This is a genomic window from Staphylococcus massiliensis CCUG 55927 (assembly GCF_000298075.1).
Taxonomy (GTDB): domain Bacteria; phylum Bacillota; class Bacilli; order Staphylococcales; family Staphylococcaceae; genus Staphylococcus; species Staphylococcus massiliensis.
The window spans coordinates 318,348-339,641 of sequence record NZ_JH815593.1 but is presented as its reverse complement, the minus strand read 5'-3'; the positions used below and the strand labels follow the sequence as shown (position 1 = coordinate 339,641).

The 21,294-nt window shown below is 35.9% G+C and carries 26 protein-coding genes and 1 riboswitch; of the genes, 3 read left to right on the top strand and 23 right to left on the bottom strand.

Annotated features, from left to right (window positions below; genetic code table 11):
• Positions 1 to 47: 47 nt before the first annotated feature.
• The 13 genes from A33S_RS0102055 to A33S_RS0101995 all read right to left on the bottom strand — a co-directional run bounded on the left by A33S_RS0102055 (position 48) and on the right by A33S_RS0101995 (position 12,600).
• Positions 48 to 944: a phosphate acyltransferase gene (locus A33S_RS0102055; protein WP_009382504.1), complete on the bottom strand. Its 897-nt coding sequence runs from the start codon at positions 942 to 944 to the stop codon at positions 48 to 50.
• A 16-nt stretch (positions 945 to 960) separates the two neighbouring features.
• Positions 961 to 2,634, bottom strand: a complete 1,674-nt coding sequence (gene recN, locus A33S_RS0102050; protein WP_009382505.1) for a DNA repair protein RecN — start codon at positions 2,632 to 2,634, stop codon at positions 961 to 963.
• Positions 2,635 to 2,645: 11 nt separating this feature from the next.
• Positions 2,646 to 3,098, bottom strand: coding sequence for a transcriptional regulator AhrC/ArgR (gene ahrC / locus A33S_RS0102045; protein ID WP_009382507.1), 453 nt, complete (start codon positions 3,096 to 3,098; stop codon positions 2,646 to 2,648).
• 440 nt (positions 3,099 to 3,538) lie between these two features.
• On the bottom strand, positions 3,539 to 5,431 hold the full coding sequence (dxs, locus tag A33S_RS0102040) for a 1-deoxy-D-xylulose-5-phosphate synthase (protein ID WP_009382508.1): 1,893 nt from the start codon (positions 5,429 to 5,431) through the stop codon (positions 3,539 to 3,541).
• A 107-nt stretch (positions 5,432 to 5,538) separates the two neighbouring features.
• Positions 5,539 to 6,423, bottom strand: a complete 885-nt coding sequence (locus A33S_RS0102035; RefSeq protein WP_009382509.1) for a polyprenyl synthetase family protein — start codon at positions 6,421 to 6,423, stop codon at positions 5,539 to 5,541.
• Complete coding sequence (locus tag A33S_RS0102030; RefSeq protein WP_009382510.1) at positions 6,392 to 6,625, bottom strand: exodeoxyribonuclease VII small subunit; 234 nt, start codon at positions 6,623 to 6,625, stop codon at positions 6,392 to 6,394. The genes A33S_RS0102035 and A33S_RS0102030 overlap by 32 nt, the downstream gene beginning before the upstream one ends.
• Positions 6,618 to 7,955: an exodeoxyribonuclease VII large subunit gene (gene xseA, locus A33S_RS0102025; protein ID WP_009382511.1), complete on the bottom strand. Its 1,338-nt coding sequence runs from the start codon at positions 7,953 to 7,955 to the stop codon at positions 6,618 to 6,620. Before xseA ends, A33S_RS0102030 begins: the two co-directional genes overlap by 8 nt.
• Positions 7,956 to 7,963: 8 nt before the next feature.
• The gene (nusB, locus tag A33S_RS0102020) at positions 7,964 to 8,359 is read right to left on the bottom strand and encodes a transcription antitermination factor NusB (protein ID WP_009382512.1); all 396 of its coding nucleotides are present in this window, start codon (positions 8,357 to 8,359) and stop codon (positions 7,964 to 7,966) included.
• Between the two features lie 30 nt (positions 8,360 to 8,389).
• Positions 8,390 to 8,767 (bottom strand): Asp23/Gls24 family envelope stress response protein, encoded by a 378-nt coding sequence (locus tag A33S_RS0102015; RefSeq protein WP_009382514.1) that lies wholly within the window; start codon positions 8,765 to 8,767, stop codon positions 8,390 to 8,392.
• A 24-nt stretch (positions 8,768 to 8,791) separates the two neighbouring features.
• The gene (gene accC, locus A33S_RS0102010; protein ID WP_026048947.1) at positions 8,792 to 10,144 is read right to left on the bottom strand and encodes an acetyl-CoA carboxylase biotin carboxylase subunit; all 1,353 of its coding nucleotides are present in this window, start codon (positions 10,142 to 10,144) and stop codon (positions 8,792 to 8,794) included.
• A gap of 2 nt (positions 10,145 to 10,146) precedes the next feature.
• Positions 10,147 to 10,608, bottom strand: a complete 462-nt coding sequence (accB, locus tag A33S_RS0102005) for an acetyl-CoA carboxylase biotin carboxyl carrier protein (RefSeq protein ID WP_009382516.1) — start codon at positions 10,606 to 10,608, stop codon at positions 10,147 to 10,149.
• Positions 10,609 to 10,957: 349 nt separating this feature from the next.
• Positions 10,958 to 11,515, bottom strand: coding sequence for an elongation factor P (efp, locus tag A33S_RS0102000; RefSeq protein WP_009382517.1), 558 nt, complete (start codon positions 11,513 to 11,515; stop codon positions 10,958 to 10,960).
• Positions 11,516 to 11,541: 26 nt separating this feature from the next.
• Positions 11,542 to 12,600, bottom strand: coding sequence for a M24 family metallopeptidase (locus A33S_RS0101995; protein WP_009382519.1), 1,059 nt, complete (start codon positions 12,598 to 12,600; stop codon positions 11,542 to 11,544).
• Positions 12,601 to 12,698: 98 nt separating this feature from the next.
• Here A33S_RS0101995 and A33S_RS0101990 point away from each other — a divergent pair, with 98 nt between their 5' ends.
• Both A33S_RS0101990 and A33S_RS12475 read left to right on the top strand, forming a co-directional pair.
• A complete protein-coding gene (locus A33S_RS0101990) occupies positions 12,699 to 13,313 on the top strand; it encodes a hypothetical protein (protein ID WP_009382521.1) in 615 nt (204 codons plus the stop codon).
• A 10-nt stretch (positions 13,314 to 13,323) separates the two neighbouring features.
• Positions 13,324 to 13,542: an SA1362 family protein gene (locus tag A33S_RS12475; protein ID WP_026048946.1), complete on the top strand. Its 219-nt coding sequence runs from the start codon at positions 13,324 to 13,326 to the stop codon at positions 13,540 to 13,542.
• A gap of 74 nt (positions 13,543 to 13,616) precedes the next feature.
• Here A33S_RS12475 and A33S_RS0101980 read toward each other — a convergent pair whose 3' ends face one another.
• Positions 13,617 to 14,447, bottom strand: a complete 831-nt coding sequence (locus A33S_RS0101980) for a lipoate--protein ligase family protein (RefSeq protein WP_009382523.1) — start codon at positions 14,445 to 14,447, stop codon at positions 13,617 to 13,619.
• 154 nt (positions 14,448 to 14,601) lie between these two features.
• Between A33S_RS0101980 and A33S_RS0101975 the strand changes: the two genes are divergently transcribed.
• Positions 14,602 to 14,988 (top strand): rhodanese-like domain-containing protein, encoded by a 387-nt coding sequence (locus tag A33S_RS0101975; RefSeq protein WP_009382525.1) that lies wholly within the window; start codon positions 14,602 to 14,604, stop codon positions 14,986 to 14,988.
• Positions 14,989 to 15,084: 96 nt separating this feature from the next.
• Here A33S_RS0101975 and gcvPB read toward each other — a convergent pair whose 3' ends face one another.
• The 9 genes from gcvPB to comGC form a co-directional block, all read right to left on the bottom strand.
• Positions 15,085 to 16,560, bottom strand: a complete 1,476-nt coding sequence (gcvPB, locus tag A33S_RS0101970; protein WP_009382526.1) for an aminomethyl-transferring glycine dehydrogenase subunit GcvPB — start codon at positions 16,558 to 16,560, stop codon at positions 15,085 to 15,087.
• Entirely contained in the window at positions 16,550 to 17,899 is a 1,350-nt protein-coding gene (gene gcvPA, locus A33S_RS0101965) for an aminomethyl-transferring glycine dehydrogenase subunit GcvPA (RefSeq protein ID WP_009382527.1), read from the bottom strand. The genes gcvPB and gcvPA overlap by 11 nt, the downstream gene beginning before the upstream one ends.
• A gap of 12 nt (positions 17,900 to 17,911) precedes the next feature.
• Entirely contained in the window at positions 17,912 to 19,003 is a 1,092-nt protein-coding gene (gene gcvT / locus A33S_RS0101960; RefSeq protein ID WP_009382528.1) for a glycine cleavage system aminomethyltransferase GcvT, read from the bottom strand.
• Between the two features lie 79 nt (positions 19,004 to 19,082).
• Positions 19,083 to 19,173, bottom strand: a riboswitch (glycine riboswitch).
• A complete protein-coding gene (locus tag A33S_RS0101955; RefSeq protein ID WP_009382529.1) occupies positions 19,160 to 19,678 on the bottom strand; it encodes a shikimate kinase in 519 nt (172 codons plus the stop codon). It overlaps the preceding riboswitch by 14 nt.
• On the bottom strand, positions 19,665 to 19,874 hold the full coding sequence (locus A33S_RS0101950; RefSeq protein ID WP_009382530.1) for a hypothetical protein: 210 nt from the start codon (positions 19,872 to 19,874) through the stop codon (positions 19,665 to 19,667). The genes A33S_RS0101955 and A33S_RS0101950 overlap by 14 nt, the downstream gene beginning before the upstream one ends.
• Positions 19,852 to 20,283, bottom strand: a complete 432-nt coding sequence (gene comGF / locus A33S_RS0101945; protein ID WP_009382531.1) for a competence type IV pilus minor pilin ComGF — start codon at positions 20,281 to 20,283, stop codon at positions 19,852 to 19,854. The genes A33S_RS0101950 and comGF overlap by 23 nt, the downstream gene beginning before the upstream one ends.
• Positions 20,261 to 20,545 (bottom strand): competence type IV pilus minor pilin ComGE, encoded by a 285-nt coding sequence (gene comGE, locus A33S_RS0101940; protein ID WP_009382533.1) that lies wholly within the window; start codon positions 20,543 to 20,545, stop codon positions 20,261 to 20,263. The genes comGF and comGE overlap by 23 nt, the downstream gene beginning before the upstream one ends.
• The gene (gene comGD, locus A33S_RS0101935) at positions 20,532 to 20,972 is read right to left on the bottom strand and encodes a competence type IV pilus minor pilin ComGD (RefSeq protein ID WP_238093926.1); all 441 of its coding nucleotides are present in this window, start codon (positions 20,970 to 20,972) and stop codon (positions 20,532 to 20,534) included. Before comGD ends, comGE begins: the two co-directional genes overlap by 14 nt.
• Complete coding sequence (gene comGC / locus A33S_RS0101930; protein ID WP_009382536.1) at positions 20,950 to 21,285, bottom strand: competence type IV pilus major pilin ComGC; 336 nt, start codon at positions 21,283 to 21,285, stop codon at positions 20,950 to 20,952. Before comGC ends, comGD begins: the two co-directional genes overlap by 23 nt.
• Positions 21,286 to 21,294 lie beyond the last annotated feature (9 nt).

The window sequence follows — 21,294 nt, the reverse complement described above, 5'->3', positions numbered from 1 at the left end:
TAAATGAGTGCAATCATTTAAGTTACAATTCGACAAACGTAACTGATTTAAATGGCTTTTAAAGTGAGAATAGCGGTTAAATACTTGTTCTTAACGCTATCGGCACGAGACGTGATTCCTATCGGTAATGAAGCCCCTAAGATAATGCTCGCAACGTTCGCATTACTGAAATACGTTAATGTCTTATAAATCGCGTTCCCCACGTCGAGTTGAGGCACGATAATCACGTCAGCTTCACCAGCTACTTGGGATGAAATTTGCTTCTTGATCGCGCTGTGCTTATCAATCGCATTATCAAACGCGAAAGGACCATCAACTACGACATTCACATCAGACGTTTGTTGTTGATAATGCTCAGCGACTGCTTTCGCGTCGATAGTCGAAGGAATGTTCTTTGTTTCATATTCTACAGATGACAGCATCGCAACGTTTAATGACGTATACCCGATTTCTCTCGCAAAGGGCTCAATGTTATGGATCATGTTCATCTTATCTTCAACACTTGGTAACACGTTTAAAGCAACGTCCGAAATCATAAGTAATTTATGGTAATCTGGGATATCGAAACATGCTACATGCGATAAGAAACATTGGTCTTGAACTTGCTTTTCATATTTAAGTACGGCCTTTAAGATCTTTGAAGTCGTGATATTACCTTTAAAGATGACATCAATTTCTTTCGACGCAATGTCGTTAAAAACATGTTCAAGCATGTTACTTTCATCTTGGTATGTCTTGATATCAATGCGTTCGTAATCTGATTGGGATAAATCGAATGAACGTACCATTTCTGATGTATCAGTTACATCATATAAAACTAGTTGTGCGCTTGTATGGTGTAGGACATCAATCATTGCCTTTAAAGTTGATTCATCGTTTGCTGCAACAATACCGATGCGACCTTTGAGATTGTCTATATCATTTAATACATCTTTAAATTGCATGATTTAGTTCAGCTCCTTAGCGACTATTTTGTTCAATCATTTCTTTCGCGTTCTCGCGTGTAATCGATGTAACTTGTGCACCTGAGATCATTCGTGCGACTTCATCAATTCGGTTGTCACCTTCTAGCTCTTGAACGGATGTTGTCGTACGGTCATCTTTTTCAACCTTTGAAATAAATAAGTGATGGTCACTCATAGCTGCTACTTGTGGTAAGTGCGAAATACAGATGACCTGGATATGCTTTGCAATGTCTTTCATCTTAACAGCCATCTTTTGAGCGGCTTGACCGGATACGCCAGAATCCACCTCATCAAATAATATAGCCGTTTGACCACGAGATTTAACAAAAATACTTTTCAACGCGAGCATAATACGAGATAATTCCCCGCCTGATGCGACTTTATTCAGGCTCTTTAACGGTTCTCCTTTATTCGGACTAATTAGGAACTCAATAAATTCTAAGCCGTCATGAGATGGTGAATCTAACTTTTTGAAGAAAATTTCAAGGTTTGCATCCTTCATTTGTAGATTTTGGATTTCATCTACAATATGGTCGCGTAACTCTTGGGCTACTTTACGGCGTTTCTTGGATAGTTGCTCACCGTATTTAATGACCTTATCGTACAATTCTTCTATCTCTTTACGTAGTTCCGCTGAACTTTCTTCATAGTTCTCAATTTTATGAATCTCATCCGCGATCGTTTCTTGATAAAGCAGTAACGACTTAATGTCCTTGCCGTACTTACGCTTTAAGTTATTAAGCAAGTTCATACGTGACTCTAATTCATTTAAATATTGCTCATCAAATTCTGTATTACTCATTTCATCATAAATCTGATGTTTGGCATCTCCGAGCAGATAATAAAACTGGTCGACTTGATCTTTGAGCTCTTGATACTGATCAGGGATGATTTCGTTGATATTTTGAAGTTCCGTTGATAGTTCGTATAAACGATCAGGGATCGCATTCTCATCTGTAAGCACCACGTGCGCATTATTAAGCGCGTGACTCAATTGTTCAGAGTTTTGTATCCGCTTTATTTCAGCCTCAAGGTCTTCAATTTCTCCTTCTTTAAGATGGGCCTCTTTTAATTCATCGAACTGAAACTTCATTAAGTCTAAACGTTGTAACAACGCTTGGTCAGCAGACTCTAAATTCTCAAGCTCTTTCTTTTTACTCACATATGCTTCATACGTCTTATGATACTGTTTGAGCTCCTTATCATATTGACCTTCAGCATACTGATCTAATAGCGTGAGATGATATTTCTGCTTCAAAAGAGACTGCGTCTCGTGCTGGCCATGGATATCTAATAATTCCTGCATGACCTTTCGCAAAGATTGAAGCGTCACAGTTTGATTATTAATTCGGCATATACTTTTACCCGAACTAAAGATTTCACGTTTCACGAGTAAGAAATCTTCGTCTACATCGATGTCCATATCCTTTAAAATAGCGATAGCATCTTTCGCATTATCGATATCAAAGATACCTTCAATAGTCGCTTTCTTAGCACCATGACGTACAAAATCATGTGACGCGCGTACCCCTATTAATTGACCAATCGCGTCGATGATGATGGACTTACCCGCACCCGTTTCACCACTAAGTACCGTTAAGCCATCGCCAAAATGAACTTCCAGTTCGTCTATAATCGCAAACTGGCGTATTGATAATGTTTGTAGCATATTCTCACATCCTATAGCATATTAAAGATTCTGTCTTTAATTTCCTTAGCTGCATCTTTGTTTCTGCAAATAAGTAAACATGTATCATCACCACAAATGGTACCAAGTACTTCGTCCCAATCGATTTGATCGAGTATCGCACCGATTGATTGCGCATTACCTGGTAACGTTTTAAGTACTAAAAGATTGTCAGTACCTTCTATATTAACGAACGAATCCATTAAATAACGACCTAGTTTTTCTAAAGGGTGATACTTGCGGTCGTTAGGCAAACTATAGACATAATGGCCGGTTGGTGCTGGCACTTTAATAAGTTGTAACTCTTTAATGTCACGAGAAACTGTCGCTTGAGTGACATTTAATTCAAAATCGTTCAGTCTTTTGACTAACTCTTCTTGAGTTTCAATTTGTTCATTTGTGATAATTTCTCTGATTTTAATGTGTCTAACCGATTTCTTGGCCACGACGAACACCTCTTATTTTGAATATTTATACATTCATTTTATCACAAGCAAATTTTTACAACTACTAATAACCATGTAATGTAAGGGTATTCACGAATGTTTTGATTTTTCGTTTATGTATAAATTGAATAAATGCATGATTATGACGCATTTGAAAGTCAGCGATTTAATAGATAACTACGTTTCTTATTACGAGCGATTAAGCCGGTTTTGTGACTTTAATACACGATGAAAGGAAATTCAATACATTAAAATCAAAAAAAGGACTTAAGACATGTAAGTCAATTTCGATATGGCGTTCATTCTAGGTCTCGACCTATTACAATCGCGATTTAGAAATTGAATGAATAAGCATAAAAGCTTTACTCGTTTAAATGTCTTAAGTCCATCTAAGAATGCTAAAGTACTTTTCAAGGAAGTAAAAAAGCATTCGATGTGTATTAAAGAGATTGTTTAAGATTGTGTGTTGAAAGCATTTCAGTTGTTGCTTTCACAATGTTTTCGGCAGTTAAACCGATGTCACGAAGGATTTCTGAAACGTCACCGTGTTCGATATACTCATTATTAATACCAAAGCGTTTAGTTTGATTAAGAAATTGATTATCCATAAGAAATGATTGAATTTGACTACCTAGTCCACCCGTTAACATTGCTTCTTCAACAATAATCATTGGTGTTTGCTTACGACCTAACGTCATTAGTAGAGATTCATCCATTGGCTTGATAAAGCGTGCATTAATTACTGACGCTTTGATACCATAATCTTCAAGCAGCTCTTGCGCCTTCTCAATCATTGAAACGCTTGGTCCATAGCTAATAAGTGCAACATCGCTACCTTCATGGATAACTTCCCATTTACCAATAGGTAGTTCTTGTTTCGTTGTGTCGAGTGGCACACCTAAACCATTACCTCTTGGATAACGGATTGCGACTGGGCCTTTTTCATATTTCATGGCAGTATGAACGAGATGTTGTGCCTCATTCTCATCTTTAGGCATCATAATTGTCATATTAGGACACTGACTTAAGAAACCAATGTCAAAGACACCTTGGTGTGTTTCACCGTCTGCACCAACTAATCCAGCACGGTCAACACCAAAGATAACGTTTAAGTTTTGACGATCCACATCGTGTAACACTTGGTCAAAAGCACGTTGTAAGAATGTTGAATAAATCGCTACGTACGGTTTCATACCGTCTACAGCCATACCTGCAGCCATCGTAACGGCATGTTGTTCTGCGATACCAACATCAAAGAATTGCTCTGGTAATTCATTTTGGAATTTCGTTAACTTAGAACCTACTGGCATTGCAGGTGTGATCGCTACGACACGTTTGTCTGATTTTGCATAATGAAGTATTTCATCGCTCATAAACTGACTCCATGAAGGACCAGCGCTAGTACCTTTAATCTGTTCACCAGTTTCAAGTTTATAAGGTCCAAGACCATGCCAAGTACCGATTGTATCGAGTTCAGCTGGCTTATAACCTTTACCCTTTTTCGTTACAACATGAATAATGACTGGTTTATCGATTGATTTAGCTGTCTCAATTGACTCTCTAAGTTCGTGGAAATTATGTCCATCGACTGGTCCGATGTAACGAATACCTAACTCTTCAAAAAAGGCACCGTCTACCACGAGGTATTTCAAGCTATCTTTTAAACGATCAGCTGATTCACGTAATCGACTGCCACCTGGTAACTTGCTTAGTACAGTTTCCGCATCTACTTTTAGACGATTATAGCCTTGATTCATGCGAATACGGCCTAACATATTATGCATTGCGCCAACGTTCGGGGCAATACTCATTTCGTTATCATTTAAAATGATATTGATATTCGTTTTATCATGGCCAATATTATTTAAAGCTTCAAGTGCCATACCACCTGTTAAAGCACCGTCACCAATAATTGGAACAACGTGATGGTCTTCGCCTCTTATATCACGTGCTTTCGCCATACCATGTGCTGCTGATAAAGATGTTGAACTGTGACCTGCTTCCCACACGTCATGTTCAGACTCTTTTAATTTAGGGAATCCACATAATCCTTTATATTGTCGTAATGTATCAAATTGTTCACCACGGCCAGTCAATATTTTATGAATATATGATTGATGCCCCACATCGAAAAGTATCTTGTCAGTAGGACTATCAAAATACTTGTGTAATGCAAGTGTTAATTCAACAACACCTAAGTTAGCACCAATATGTCCACCAGTGATCGAACATTTTTTGATGAGAAATGTTCTGATTTCTTCGCTAAGTTGAATCAGTTCCTCGTCATTAAGACTTTTTAAGAATGATGGATCCTGTATTTTTTCTATATCCACATATATCACCCTTAATTTAAGTTGAAATAATTCATATGCAAGTTACGTTTAATCATTTAAGTTAATCATAATACCCAATTAATGTAAACGTAAAGTGTAATGACTATTTATTTCGTGCGTTGATACATTAATTTTGTGATTTCTTGGAGCTCTGATGTATCAAATTCATTTTCTAATTCGTTTAAAGCGTTGTGAGCTTGATCGACATATGCATGTAGACGTGCGTTTGTCTCTTTCTCGCCTAATAATGAAACATATGTATTTTTATTGTTCGCAACGTCGCTTCCTGTCGGTTTACCGATTTCGGCTTCGTCACCATATATATCAAGTAAATCATCTTTAATTTGGAAAATCATCCCAAGTGCATCGCCGAATGTATCTAATGCATTAAGGTATTTCCCATCTACTTTCGCAATGTGTGCACCTGCTAAAACAGCGTATTTAAGTAAAGCACCAGTTTTATAGCGATGAATGGTTTCAAGTTGCGATAGTGAGATTGTCTTATCTTCACTCTCCATATCAATCGTTTGACCACCAATCATGCCCATATGTCCACTTGCGATAGCTAGGTCTTTGATTAATTGAACCTGAATCGTTGGTTCTAGCTTCTCATCTTTCGTGATGATTTCGAATGCTTTTGTTAAAAGCGCATCTCCGGCTAGAATGGCTTTCCATTCACCATAAACTTTATGATTCGTTAATTTACCACGTCTATAGTCATCGTTGTCCATAGCGGGTAAATCGTCATGAATCAGTGAGTACGTATGAATCATCTCTAGCGCTATAGCGGTTTGATAACCATTTTGTACGGCGTTAGGATCAATCATATCAATGGTAAGTAACATGAGTAAGGGGCGAATACGTTTCCCGCCTGCTTGAAGTGAATAGCGCATGCTTTCTTCTAGGTTCGTATTCAGTTCTGAAGTTTCAATCGATTGTTCGATGACGTTATTTATATCATCAATTGTTTGCTTCATGTGTGGCGTTATCATGATTATTATCCTCTTCTTCTTTAATCATTTCGTTCACTTTTTCTTCAGCATTTTTAAGCGTTTGATCACATTTCGTTGATAATTCCATGCCGCGTTGATAGAGTTCTAACGACTCTTCTAGGGAAACTGTTTCGTTATCAAGCTTTTGAACAATGTTTTCAAGTTCTTGCATCATGTCTTCAAAGTTTTGCTTCTTACTCATTTTTACACCTAACTTTCTTTACGATTGCATCGACGTTGCCATCCTTCATAGTAAGTTCAATTTCATCATTTTCTTTTAAAGCTTGTGTGCTCGTCACAACTTTATCGTCTTTATTCACGATGGTATAACCACGTAGCATCGTGTTAGTAGGACTGAGATTGTTAAGTCGTTCTAGTTTATTTACATAGGCATTTTGATGATGCTTTAAGGTTGATTTCATTGTTTGTTGAAGCCTAGAACTTAACTTAGCTTTTGTCTCATTTAGATGAGTCACACGTTCATTTAATTGTTTGAGATTAAAACGTTGATTATACAAGCTTAATTGATAGGTCGTGTTTTGAATTCTCAACATCATTGTTTGTATAAGTTGCTTTTCAAGATCATCTTTCCTTTGAAGTTGTTGATCATAAAGTAATGTAGGTTGTTTGAACTTATAATAAGATGATAGATGAGATAAATGTTTGGAATGATGTTTTAAAAGTTGTTGCATTGACCTTGTAAGTGTTAACTTCGTTTGTTTTAGTTGTTGAAGTAACTCATACTTATCAGGAGTCGCGATTACAGCTGCTTGCGTAGGTGTGGCAGCTCTAACATCAGCTACAAAGTCACTAAGCGTGAAGTCAGTCTCGTGACCAACCGCTGAAATAATTGGCGTTTGGCATTCATATATTGCTTGAACAACTTCTTCTTCATTAAAGTTCCATAAATCTTCTATAGAACCGCCACCACGACCGATAATGATCGTGTCTACACCTAATGCATCAGCCTTTTGAATGTTTTGAATAATATCCTGTTTCGCTTGTTTACCTTGTACTAAGGTATTGATTTGAACTTGTTCCACAAGTGGATAGCGCTTATTAATCGTAGAGTGAATATCTCGAATCGCAGCACCCGTGCTCGCTGTTAATACTGCAATTTTTTGAGGGTATTTTGGAATGGGCTTTTTAAGAGATTGATCAAAATAGCCTGCTTTGTGTAACTTCTTCTTAAGTTCTTCAAGTCGTTGGTATAAGTTACCAATACCATCTAATTGCATTTTATTAACATAAATTTGATAACTTCCTCGTGCCTCATAAACAGAAACACGTGCTTCAATTAAAACTTCGTCACCTTCTTTAGGTTCAAAGTTTAATTTTGAAGCATTTCCTTTAAACATCATCGCGCTGATTACGCTTCCTTTGTCTTTTAAAGCAAAGTAAAGGTGACCGCTAAAGTGCTTTTTAAAGTTGGAGATTTCACCTTTAATAAGCACCGTTTGAAGATGCGGGTCTTGATCAAATTTATATTTAATGTATTTCGTGAGTGCTGAAACACTTAGATATTTTGACATAAAATCACTCAATCATTTTTAATAATATTACTTAATACGCCGTTCACAAATTTGTAGTGACCTTCGTCACTATATTGCTTGGCAAGTTCGATGGCTTCATTAATGATAACTTTATCAGGCGTATCACTATAACCGATTTCATAAGTAGCGATACGTAGAATGATGCGATCAGATTTTAAAAGACGAGAAATCGTCCAGTCCTTTAAATAGGGTTGAATCTTATTATCAAGAACAGATTCATGATCTTTAACGCCTGATACAAGCCAGTGAATGAAGTCGAAGTCTAAATCTGGATAATCATCTTTAATAAATGAAATCGCTTCATCAATTGAAAGTTCGGTATCTTTCATCTCTAATTGGAATAAAGTTTGAAAAGCTTGAGCTCTTGCTTGTGTTCTACTCATATTATGCTCCTTCATTTCTGTAAATTTCTACTAGCGCACTTTTTTATTATGAGACACTTCGATGTGAGAAATATGAATATTGACTTGTTTAGGTGTAATCGCAGTCATCGTTTTTATTGAATTATGAATAGCATTTTGAACTTTGTGAGCAGTCTCAGAAATGCGTGTGCCATATTTAAATGAACAATACACATCAATATAAATTTCGTTATCTTTCGTTTCTACTTTGATACCTTTGCTTGGATTTCTCTTACCGAATCGCTCTAATGTTATATCTTTAAAATCAGAGAACAATCCATGCACGCCTTCAACCTCTGATGCAGCAATGCTTGCGATGACGGAAATAACCTCTGGTGCGATTTCTACATTACCTAAATTCGGGTGTTCTTTGGCAATAGCTTGAACCATGGTTTTTGCCTCCTTTATTAACTATTATTCTCCATTCATAATATCATGAATTTCCAAGAATTTCGTTGAAAAGAATCCTTTTCGGAAAACATCATGATTTAATAAACGTAAATGGAATGGAATTGTCGTATCAATACCAAGCACGACAAATTCGCTTAATGCACGAATACCTGTTTGAATCGCTTCATCACGCGTTGGTTGATGCACGATTAATTTGGCCACCATAGAATCGTAGTAAGGTGGAATCATATAGTTTGTATAGCAAGCAGATTCGATACGTACGCCCATACCACCAGGTGTTAAGTATTGCTCAATTTTACCAGGTGATGGCATGAAGTTTTGATATGGGTTCTCTGCATTAATACGAAATTCCATCGCGTGACCATTAATCTGAATGTCATCTTGCGTGTATGGTAATCGTTCGCCCATAGCTACTTTGATTTGTAGTTTAACTAAGTCGACTCCAGTAACCATTTCAGTTACAGGATGCTCAACTTGGATACGCGTATTCATTTCCATGAAATAGAAGTCATTCGTATCTAAATCATAGATAAATTCAATTGTACCTGCATTGACATAATTCACGGCTTTAGCAGCACGTACTGCCGCATCGCCCATTTCTTTACGCTTATCTTCAGATATGATCGGTGATGGTGCTTCTTCAACGAGCTTTTGCATACGGCGTTGGATCGTACAGTCACGTTCCCCTAAGTGAATAACGTTACCATATTCATCACCAATAATTTGAATTTCAACGTGTCTAAAGTTTTCTATAAATTTCTCAAGATATAAACCGCCATTACCGAAAGCTGTCTCAGCTTCTTGTTGAGTCATCTTATAACCGTTTTCAAGCTCTTTAACGTCGCGAGCTACACGGATACCTTTACCGCCACCACCTGCTGTTGCTTTAATGATAACTGGGTAACCGATACGTTTAGCTGTCTTCTTAGCTTCCGAAATGGAATCAACTAAGCCTTCACTACCTGGAACTACAGGAACTTCAGCACGTTTCATTTCTTCTTTAGCAACGTCTTTGATTCCCATTTTTTGTATTGAGCTATAGTTTGGTCCAATAAATTTTAATTGGCAAGCTTCACATAGTTCAGCGAAATCCCCATTTTCCGCTAAGAAACCATAACCTGGATGTACCCCGTCACATCCAGTTGCTGTTGCGATTGAGAGTATGTTTGGAATATTTAAATATGAATCTTTAGATTGCGTTGGACCTACACAGTATGCTTCATCTGCTATTTGAGTATGTAAAGCGTCTTTATCGCCTTCAGAATAAATCGCTACTGTTTGTATCCCTAGTTCATGGCATGCTCGAATAATTCGAACTGCAATCTCCCCACGGTTAGCAATTAGAATTTTCTTCATCATTATTTCACCTTAAATAACGGTTGGCCATACTCTACCATTTGTCCGTCTTCTACTAGAATTTCAACAATCTCGCCTGATACTTCGGCTTGAATTTCGTTAAATAATTTCATAGCTTCTAAAATACAAACAGTGGATTCGTTAGATACTTTATCTCCAACTTGAACATATGCAGGTTCATCTGGTGATGGTGCTTTATAGAATGTACCAACCATTGGTGCAGTAATTTTTTGCGTACCATCGTCTTCTTGATCGTTAGAACCTTGGTTTGATTGGTCAGACGTATTGACTGGTGCTTGTGGTTGAGCAGGTTGGTTATGTACTGGTTGAGCTTGAACACTTTCACGGATAACTTCTTTTTCCTTCTTAAGTGTTACATTATTCCCCTTACTTTCAACATTAATTTCGGTTAAGTTAGAATTGTCTAATATCTCTATTAATTCTTTAATCTCTTTAAAACTCATTTCGACTGACTCCTTCAGTTAGATTTCGTCTATCCTGTTATTTTACTTTACAGATTTTATCAATTCAAGTAAATCACGCATATACATTTACCCTAAACTCATGTATGATACATCATTTTAATTGATAAATATGTACACATAGTAATAGTAACATTTTATGAGTTTCAATGAACAGAAATATAGGTAGGCTTACGCTATAATTTCCTATTGATATAGAAAAATTCTCAATCTCTTAAGTCAGCACGACGTAAATAGCTTAATATTGAGTAAAAAACTCAACAGTGCTAAAGGTACGCAGGCTGTATAAGAAATTGAGAATCATGGTTCAAACTTAGCAATGATTTGACGATTATGCTCTTGAACTATAGCTTCCGTCAGAAGTGTTAATAACTAATGCGTCACCTTCATTAACGAAAAGTGGTACGTTTAACGTATAACCAGTTTCAACTGTAGCTGATTTCGTAGCACCAGTTGCTGTATCGCCTTTGATACCTGGTTCAGTATCCGTAACTGTAAGTTCAACAGTTTTAGGTAATTCAATACCGATTGTTTCACCTTCATAAGATTGAATTTGAACTTCCATGTTCGCTTTTAAGAATTGAAGTTCATATTTTAAGTAATCTTCAGGTAATTCAATTTGATCGAACGTTTCGTTATCCATGAAGACATGGTTTTCACCATCTGCATATAAGTATTGCATACGGCGGTTTTCAATCATTGCTGGTTCTACTTTTTCACCAGCACGGAATGTTTTCTCTTGAATCGCACCTGTACGTAGGTTACGTAACTTAGAACGTACGAATGCAGAACCTTTACCTGGTTTAACGTGTTGGAAGTCTACAACTTTCCAAATACCGTTATCTACAGAAATAGTTAAACCTGTTTTAAAATCATTAACCGAAATCATTCAGTTTCCTCCTCATTATGCTTTCATTATAAAATAATAAGTTCTTTTGACGAATTAGTAAAGCGTTGACACCCATCTTCAGTGATTAAAATGTCATCTTCAATACGTACGCCACCTAAACCTTCTACATAAATACCCGGTTCAATTGTAACACATTGATTGACTTTTAAAGTGGCATCAGATTTGAATGACAGTACTGGTGCTTCGTGTACATCGAGCCCGATACCATGACCTAGTGAGTGACCAAAGTTATCACCATAGCCTGCTTCAGTAATAATGTCACGCGCTACAGCATCAAGTTCTTTACAACCCATGCCTGCTTTCGCTTGTTTCACAGCTTCTTCTTGTGCTTTTAAAACAATGTTATAAATTTCTTTCATCTTAGGATCAGGGTCGCCGACCGCAAATGTACGCGTAATATCTGAAGCGTAGCCTTGATAATAAGCACCAAAGTCGAGTGTAATCATATCGCCTTTCTCGATTACTTTATCACTAGCAACACCATGTGGTAATGCGCCACGATAGCCTGAAGCTACAATCGTATCGAATGACGTGTCATCAGCACCAAGATGAAGCATTTTACTTTCTAGGTATGCTTTAACTTCTTTCTCAGTCATACCTGGTTTTACAACTGTTAAAATATATTCATAGGCATCATCCACGATTTTAGCTACATGTTGAATAATCTCAATTTCTTCTTGAGTTTTAACTTGTCTGATTTTATCAATATCAAAATTTACCGAAGTTAAGTTAAAATCAAATGCATTTAAAGCCTCATATGTATCGTAAGGTACATGTGGACCTTCAAAGCCAATTTCTTTAAGTCCTTTAGATTCAATTAGCTCGCCAACGGTAGCAATTAAATCCTTCGTTTGCTTAACGATTTCAAAGCCTTTAGCCTGTTCATTAGCTTGTTCGATATATCTAAAGTCAGTGACAAGGATTGATTCTTTAGATGTGATTAACAGCGCACCGCTCGTTCCTGTAAAGTTTGAAACATAGCGTCTATTGAAATCAGATAATATGATTAAGGCATCTAGATCTTTCTCTTTTAAAATGTTTTTCACATTTTCTAATTTATTCATGTCGTCATCCCCTTTAAATATTTGTACTAAGTAACGCTATACATTAAAATGATAGCATACATACTTTATAAAAATGAATTGAATAGGAAGATTATGAGATGAAAAAAAGTTTGTTGCTACTTATTTCAGGTTCGTTATTATTAACTGCTTGCAGGAGCCAAGATTTAGCTCCAATTGAAGAGAAAACAACTAAATTAAGAGAATCTAACCATAAAACAAAGCTTAAGATTCAAGAACTTAAGACAGATATCTCCGATAAAAAGGAACGTCTTCATGGTCTTGAAATGGATATGGAGAACGGTAAACAGGCCAAACAAAATCAAAAGCATTCTGATTATCTAGAAGCTTCTGCTAAGTATTATGAAGATATTACGCATATTATTGAGGAATATGCCAAGATAGATGAAGAAGTTACGGAAAATAAAGGTGAAGATGAAATTAATGAGCAGTTAGATGAATTACAAGAGAAAGCTAGCACTGCTTACGATGATTATAAGTCTAACATTGAGGAAGTTTCTAAAATATCTAAAGATGATGACAAACAAATTAAATCAATAAATAAGAATTTAGATAAAGCATTAACTGAAATCAAAGATGGTTATCGTGATAAAGATGATAAGAAAATAACTAAAGGTAGACAGAAATTACGTGAAATTACTTATGTAAATCAAGAAACTGAAAGTAATGATTCTGAAACTACATCACAAGAATAGAGGTGAAAGCATGGGTCAAAAAATATTCTTTTGGTTTATTGTCATCGTTGCCTTAATAGGAATTGTTCTCAATTTTAATATGTTTATGGATAGCTTCATTAGAATGATAATCTCCCTATTAATTTTAGTAGGTATTGGATATCTTATATACCATTTCTTCTTCTTAACCGAAGATCAACGGAAATATCGTCGTGCGTTGCGAAAGAACAAACGACGTCGTAGAAAGTAAGAGAAAGCCCTAGTTGACCATATATCATCTAGGGCTTTTAAAGTTGAAATAAATCTTTAATATGTGAGATGTCGTTATTTACGGTAATTCCACTCGTCAGACTTAAATTTCGCTTCTAGTTCTTTAATTTCTGCTTCTTGGGCTTCTGTAAATGTTAAAGGCTTGAATTCGATATTAAGACCTTTTTTAAAGCCAGCTTCAAATGCTTCTTCCATTTCTTCTAAGGTAATGTGTTTATCAGCAATATCGTTAATTGCGACTGCTTTATCGATAAACGCCTTTTTCATTTTGTCTTTAAGGCGATCATTTTTGAAGATGAACATATCGAATAAGTCATCAATGTCAACCTCTTGCAAGATAGAACCATGTTGTAAGATAACGCCCTTTTGTCTAGTTTGCGCGCTACCTGCAATTTTACGACCTTCTACTACAAGTTCATACCAACTTGGCGCGTCAAAACATACAGCACTACGTGGTTGTTTTAATTTCTCACGTTCTTCTTTTGAACGAGGGACAGCAAAATAAGCATCAAATCCTAATGATTTAAATCCTTCTAACAGTCCTTCTGAAATCACTCGGTATGCTTCAGTTACTGTCTTTGGCATATTTTCATGCGATTCAGGTACAATCACACTGTAAGTTAACTCTTTATCATGTAATACCCCGCGTCCGCCTGTTTGACGACGTACGAGACCATATCCTTTTTCACGCACCATATCGATGTCGATTTCTTTTTTTAGTCTTTGGAAATACCCTACTGATAATGTAGGTGGATCCCAAGTGTAGAATCTAACTACTGGATCTATTTCACCTCGAGATACAAAATTTAACAGTGCCTCATCGACTGCCATATTGTAAAACGGGTCGTTGCTTCCAGTGTTAATAAAGTTCCAAGTTTCAGTCAATTATAAAACTCCTATCTAAATATATCTATGTATATTGCACTAAATTCTAACTTTTCACATTATATTAATTCATAAATTTTTCAATGAAAAAGTTTTGAAAATTAACTAGAACAGTCTTATAATTATAATATCGGTATTTTAGGGAGGATGCAAGATGAGTAACTTTTGGTTTATAGCCCTAGCAATATTAATTATTATTGTGCTATATATGGTCTATCAATTTTTCATGAATAAAAAATCAGTTACTGAATTAAACCAAAATGAATTTAGTGATGGTTTACGTAAATCTCAAGTTATTGATTTAAGAGAGAAAGTTGATTATGACTACGGCCACATTAACGGTGCTCGAAATATTCCTATGACGATGTTTCGTCAACGTTATAAAGGCTTACGTAAAGATCAACCGATTTACTTAATTGATGCGAATGGTATCGCTAGCTACAGAGCAGCTCGTATCCTTAAGAAAAAAGGTTACACTGATATTTATATGCTTAAAGGCGGCTATAAAAAATGGACAGGTAAGATTAAGTCTAAGAAATAAGCTTATCTCACCAATTTATTTTATTATAATTATTAAAACACCCAAACCACTGCTATGTGGCTTGGGTGTTTTTTAGTGTATCGATTAATATGTTATTTATTCTTTTTCAGCTTTTAAACCTTCAAATTTTAAAACAGGTTTACGCGCAGCTTGTGTTTCATCTAAACGGTCGATAATCGTATTATGAGGTGCCTCTAATACTTTATCAGGATCTTCTTTAGCTTCATTAGAGATTTGAATTAAAGCGTCACAGAAGTAATCTAAAGTGTCTTTAGATTCAGTTTCTGTAGGCTCAATCATCATACCTTCTTGAACGTTAAGTGGGAAGTAAATTGTAGGTGGATGTACACCAAAGTCTAAAAGACGTTTAGCCATGTCTAATGTACGTACACCTAGTTCTTTTTGTTTAACACCACTTAGAACGAATTCATGTTTACAATATTGATCGAATGGAATTTCGAATTCTTCTTTAAGACGCGCTTTGATATAGTTTGCATTTAATACAGCTGATTCAGATACTTCTTTTAAGCCTGTAGCACCCATAGAGCGGATGTACGTGTATGCTCTAAGATAGATACCGAAGTTACCGTAGAACGGTTTAACACGTCCGATAGAATTTTCAATATCATTGTCATATTTAAAGCTGTCGCCCTCTTTAACTACAAGTGGTTTAGGCATAAATGATTTTAATTCTTTCTTAACGCCGATTGGGCCTGAACCAGGACCACCACCGCCGTGAGGACCAGTGAATGTTTTGTGTAAGTTTAAGTGTACAGCGTCAAAGCCCATGTCTCCAGGACGTACTTTATCCATGATGGCATTTAAGTTAGCACCATCGTAGTATAATAAGCCGCCTGCTTCGTGAACGATTTTACCAATTTCCATGATGTTTTGTTCGAAAATACCAAGCGTATTTGGGTTTGTTAACATGATCGCTGCAGTGTTTTCATTAACAAGCTCTTTTAAGTGCTCAATATCCACTTCGCCGCGTTCGTTAGACTTAACTGTAACTGATTTAAATCCAGCGAATGCCGCAGAGGCTGGGTTAGTACCGTGAGCTGAGTCAGGTACGATAACTTCGTTACGGTGACCTTCACCATTTTTCTTATGATACGCTTTGAAAATCATTAATGCTGTCCACTCACCGTGAGCACCAGCTGCAGGTTGTAACGTTACTTCGTCCATACCTGTGATTTCTTTAAGTTCTTCTTGTAAGTTATACACGATTTCTAAAGAACCTTGAACTTGTTCAACATCTTGTAAAGGATGTGATTCACTAAATCCAGGAATTCGTGCAACTTTTTCATTAATTTTAGGGTTGTACTTCATCGTACATGAACCTAATGGATAGAAACCGTTATCGATACCGAAGTTTTTATTAGAAAGCTCAGTATAGTGACGAACTAAATCTAATTCAGCAACTTCAGGTAATTCTGCTTTTTCTTTACGGATGAATTTCTCATCTAAAAGTGACGAAGCTTTTTGACCTTCAATATCTTTTTCTGGTAATGAATAAGAGAATCTACCTACTTTAGAACGTTCAAAAATTAATGGACTTGATTTACTGACCATTTACTTCACCTGCTTTCTTAACGAATGTATCAATCTCTTCTTTAGTTCTTAATTCTGTAACTGCAATTAACATATGATTGTCAAAGTCGCTAGATGCAGCACTTAAGTCGAAACCACCGATAATATCTGCTTCAAGTAATTGTTTATTAACTTCAGCAATTGGTTTATCGAATTTAACAACGAATTCGTTAAATGACATACCATCTAATACTTCGAAACCGTTATCTTTAAATTGTTGTTTTGCATAGTTTGCATTTTCAAGGTTACGTTCAGCAATTTCTTGAATACCTTGTTTACCAAGAGCTGACATCGCGATAGATGAAGCAATCGCGTTTAACGCTTGGTTTGAACAGATATTTGAAGTCGCTTTGTCACGACGGATATGTTGTTCACGCGCTTGTAATGTTAATACAAAGCCACGGTTACCATGGTCATCTTGCGTTTGACCTACTAAACGACCTGGTACTTTACGCATTAACTTTTTAGTCGTTGCGAAGTAACCACAGTGAGGACCACCAAATTGAGCTGGAATACCAAATACTTGAGTATCACCAACAACAATGTCCGCACCAAAGCTACCTGGAGGTGTTAATAAACCTAGAGCTAATGGGTTAGCGTATACAATGAATAATGCTTTTTTATCTTCAATGAATGACTTGATCTTTTCTAAGTCTTCAATAGAACCATAGAAGTTAGGATATTGAACTGCAACAGCAGCTGTATCGTCATCGATAGCGTCTTGTAACTTTTCTAAGTCCGTTACTGTACCGTCAAGATCAACTTCTACGACTTCAAAATCTTCTCTAATTTCTGCATAAGTGTGTAGTACTTGAAGCGCTTGGTAATGTAAGCCTTTAGATACTACGATTTTGTTTTTCTTCGTTTGAGCAAAAGCTAAAATACAAGCTTCAGCAAAACTTGTCATACCATCATACATAGATGAGTTAGCGATATCCATATCTGTAAGTTCACAGATTAATGTTTGGAATTCGAAAATTGCTTGTAGTTCACCTTGTGAGATCTCAGGTTGGTATGGTGTGTACGCAGTATAGAATTCAGATCTTGAAATCATCGCATCTACAACTGCAGGTGTGTAATGATCATAAACACCAGCACCTAGGAAAGATGTGTGTGTTTCTTTAGTAATGTTTTTACTTGCGATTTTATTTAATCTTTTTAAAAGTGTTGTTTCTGGTACTGCCTCTTCAATGTTTAATTTGCGATCTAATAAGATTTCTTTAGGAACGTCACTATATAACTCATCGATAGAGTTAACACCAATAGTTCCAAGCATTTCTTTTTTGTCTTGTTCTGTTAATGGAATATAACGATGACTCACAATATACACCCCTTATTTATTGATATGATTTTTCTTAACAATTTTAGCTTCTACTTGACGCTTACGAACTTGAATAATGATTGTTTTACCAAGTTCATATTCATCTCTCTTAATCATAGCTAGACCAATTGATTTGCCTGATGATGGAGATTGTGTACCTGAAGTTACAACACCGATTTCTTCACCATCTTCGTTGTATACTTCATAGCCAGTACGAGGGATACCTTTACCAACTAATTCAATACCAACTGAACGACGTGGTGAACCATTTTCTTTTTGTTCTTTAAGTACGTCTTTACCAATAAAGTCCTCTTCAATTAGAGGTTTACAAGCAAATGCGATACCGCCGTCATATGGCGTAATATCTTCTGATAAGTCTTGACCATGTAAAGGTAAACCAGCTTCTAAACGTAACGTGTCACGTGCACCTAGACCACATAATGTTACATCTTTATCAATGAAGCCTTCCCATACAGCTAAAGTATCTTCAGCCTTCGTATAGATTTCAAAACCGTCTTCACCAGTGTAACCTGATTGAGAAAGTAATACTTTTTTACCGAATATTTCGACATTTTGTTTAAATTCAAACGGTTTCATTTCTGAAACGTCAACGTCTACTAAAGATGCAACTAGGTCACGTGCTTTAGGACCTTGAACAGCAATTTGGCCATAGTCTTTAGATACGTTCGTAACCTCAGCATCAAAACCATTTTTATGGTTAGCCATCCATTCGTAATCTTTATCCGTATTAGCAGCGTTAACGACTAATAAATATTTATTATCATCTAACTGATAAGTGATTAAATCATCAATTACGCCACCTTTTTCGTTACATAAAGCTGTGTATTGTGCTTTTTCAGTAGTTAACTTAGAAGTGTCGTTAGATAATAAATATTGAACAAGCTTAGAAGCTTCAGGACCTTCAATTAAGATTTCTCCCATGTGACTTACATCGAACATACCAACGTTTTCTCTAACCGCATTGTGTTCTTCTTTAATGCTAGAGAATTGAACTGGCATTGCCCAACCACCGAATTCCACGATTTTAGCATCGTGATCAACAAAACTTTGATAAAGTGGTGTTTGTTTTAATTCATTTGACATATTGAAACCCCCATTTTAAATGATAAATAAAAAAGAGTGACAAGTAACTTGCCACCCTGTTGAATATCCTTCAGGAATGCGTCCCAATGTTATCCTTTTGCCTGAGAGATTCGCGTAATGCTTGCTCCTTCGGCGATGATTTTTGTATCATTCTCTCTAACATTGATCATTCGCGTTAATTTGATTCATAATTTCTTGGTAGGAATCATGAATAACCTGGTTCGTATTCACTTTTATGAATGCGATTTCATTATATCTTGAATGCCTTGAACAATACAAGTTTTTTAATTCGTCTAAAGTTTTACCATTAGCGTTTGGACGGTTTGAATCAGTGTTCACACGATGGTAGATTGTATCGATATCGCAATCTAACCAGACGACATTTTGACATGATTCTAAAAGTTTAAGAGATGTATCGCTTTCAATAATGCCACCACCAGTAGCGATGATGTCGTATTGATGCATACAATCCTTTAAATAATCATGTTCAAGCTTTCTAAAATGAGACTCGCCGTCTTGATCAAAAATTTCGGGAATCGAACGATTTTCATTAACTACAATATAGTGATCTAAATCTATAAACGTTGCTTGAAGTTTTTCTGCGAGGTACTCGCCTAAAGTTGTTTTACCTGTCCCCATAAAACCGACTAGGATAATTGGTTCATTTCGTTCCATCTCGTGCTTCATCCTTTTTGATTGATTTGATATATACGTTGATTTCATGGTCATAATATTGCTCTAAATGATAAAGCGTTTTAAATTTAAGTTCATATTGAATGATGTAATATGCCACGATTGACATATACAAACTAAATAATATGAGTACGCCGGGTAAAATAAATCCTTTGTTACACATAAAAAAGCTTTTCATAGGCATATTGACCTCTTTTATTAAGTATTTTAACGCTAATCATATCATTTGGTAAACGTATAAACTCTAGATCTGATACTTGATAAAGTAACGTGATGTCCCCTCTACCATTTACCGTTTTATGGATTTTATGATTTCTTATAAAAACACGTATGATATCTCCATCCTTTTCAAAAGTTAGCGCATCCTTTCGAACATGAACCTGATTACGTTTAACATGTTTTAAATCGTCTGTTAAATCTCTCATAAAAAATTCGAGTTGAACGTCGTTAGAATTATAGATTTGAAATTCTAACTGTCCTAACGTACGAATCATTAAAGGTAAAAGGCTCAGTACGAGTGACAGCACGAGCATCGCAAACAACATTTCAATATAAGTGAATCCACTACTTCGTTGCACACGTTTCATACTTTAACCCTTCATGTATGACGCATACACGACCTTTTTTAGATTCAATCTTATAAGGATGAAGTTTGTAAGATTGCGTTTCGAATTGGTGATGTTTTAAATGCGTAAATAACATTTGTTTCATTTCAACTTGACGTTCGATTTCTTCAAGCTTTTGGTTGAGTTGATTAAAAATTGGAATTAGGATAAACGTAATCGTTGAGAGAACAAACATCGCTAACAAAGTTTCAATGACTAATGACCCTTGGTTATTTTTTAACAATTCTAAAACGCCCTCTTTCTATATGGAAGATAAACCCATAATCTTGTTCACCAAATCTAATATCAATTCGACCAAATTGTTTTAAATGACCATCTTTTGTAAATGTTAGTCCGTTTATATTACTTGAAGGTAATATTTTACCGCCTCGTAATGGCAATCGCTTTGGTTCTCGCTCCCCTTGCTCATATAACGTTATATAGTCTCTATAAGGGTTTAAAGTCACATGTATCGTTTTTTGCTGTCCAATTGCTTTTGCTTGAATGTAATTTAATTCTGATACAAAGTGTTTTACTTGTCTTTCAGAAGCTTGATCTCGGTTAATTAAAGCTTGTAAGTGTAGCGTAATCGTGAGCATAACGCTAATAACCATCAAGACTAATAGCATTTCTAATAAGGTGAATGCCTTATTTTCGCGCAACCGCTTCACCATTCACAATTGAAATCGTTGCACCATTTTTACATGTTTTTTGATTCTCTTTTAAAAAGCCATCATTAACAAGCTGATCAATCGAAGTAGGTTTTTGATTATGCTTAAGCGTGTAAGACTCAATTTGGCTATTTACCATTTTAGTTTGTGCTTCACATCCAGTAGCTTGAATATGTTCAGTTTGTTTCGCGATGTTCGGTAATATCAATATTAAAAGTAGAGATACCACTAACAAAACGACTAACATTTCGAGCAAGGTAAAAGCTTTATTATTTCGGAAAGTTTGTTTCAATTGTTGTAATTTTTGATTCATAGATGTCAC

Bases quoted from the DNA above. Each gene is read 5' to 3' on its own strand.
- A33S_RS0101955 (WP_009382529.1), bottom strand. From the start codon at position 19,678: ATGGAACGAAATGAACCAATTATCCTAGTCGGTTTTATGGGGACAGGT.
- accC (WP_026048947.1), bottom strand. From the start codon at position 10,144: ATGAAGAAAATTCTAATTGCTAACCGTGGGGAGATTGCAGTTCGAATT.
- A33S_RS0102035 (WP_009382509.1), bottom strand. From the start codon at position 6,423: ATGATAACGCCACACATGAAGCAAACAATTGATGATATAAATAACGTC.
- efp (WP_009382517.1), bottom strand. From the start codon at position 11,515: ATGATTTCGGTTAATGATTTTAAAACAGGTTTAACTATTTCTGTAGAT.
- A33S_RS0102030 (WP_009382510.1), bottom strand. From the start codon at position 6,625: ATGAGTAAGAAGCAAAACTTTGAAGACATGATGCAAGAACTTGAAAAC.
- A33S_RS0102015 (WP_009382514.1), bottom strand. From the start codon at position 8,767: ATGGTTCAAGCTATTGCCAAAGAACACCCGAATTTAGGTAATGTAGAA.
- comGF (WP_009382531.1), bottom strand. From the start codon at position 20,283: ATGAAACGTGTGCAACGAAGTAGTGGATTCACTTATATTGAAATGTTG.
- nusB (WP_009382512.1), bottom strand. From the start codon at position 8,359: ATGAGTAGAACACAAGCAAGAGCTCAAGCTTTTCAAACTTTATTCCAA.
- A33S_RS12475 (WP_026048946.1), top strand. From the start codon at position 13,324: ATGGGTCAAAAAATATTCTTTTGGTTTATTGTCATCGTTGCCTTAATA.
- A33S_RS0101975 (WP_009382525.1), top strand. From the start codon at position 14,602: ATGAGTAACTTTTGGTTTATAGCCCTAGCAATATTAATTATTATTGTG.
- recN (WP_009382505.1), bottom strand. From the start codon at position 2,634: ATGCTACAAACATTATCAATACGCCAGTTTGCGATTATAGACGAACTG.
- xseA (WP_009382511.1), bottom strand. From the start codon at position 7,955: ATGTCAAAATATCTAAGTGTTTCAGCACTCACGAAATACATTAAATAT.
- gcvPB (WP_009382526.1), bottom strand. From the start codon at position 16,560: ATGGTCAGTAAATCAAGTCCATTAATTTTTGAACGTTCTAAAGTAGGT.
- accB (WP_009382516.1), bottom strand. From the start codon at position 10,608: ATGAGTTTTAAAGAGATTAAAGAATTAATAGAGATATTAGACAATTCT.
- A33S_RS0101995 (WP_009382519.1), bottom strand. From the start codon at position 12,600: ATGAATAAATTAGAAAATGTGAAAAACATTTTAAAAGAGAAAGATCTA.
- A33S_RS0102055 (WP_009382504.1), bottom strand. From the start codon at position 944: ATGCAATTTAAAGATGTATTAAATGATATAGACAATCTCAAAGGTCGC.
- A33S_RS0101950 (WP_009382530.1), bottom strand. From the start codon at position 19,874: ATGAAAAGCTTTTTTATGTGTAACAAAGGATTTATTTTACCCGGCGTA.
- A33S_RS0101990 (WP_009382521.1), top strand. From the start codon at position 12,699: ATGAAAAAAAGTTTGTTGCTACTTATTTCAGGTTCGTTATTATTAACT.
- gcvT (WP_009382528.1), bottom strand. From the start codon at position 19,003: ATGTCAAATGAATTAAAACAAACACCACTTTATCAAAGTTTTGTTGAT.
- comGC (WP_009382536.1), bottom strand. From the start codon at position 21,285: ATGAATCAAAAATTACAACAATTGAAACAAACTTTCCGAAATAATAAA.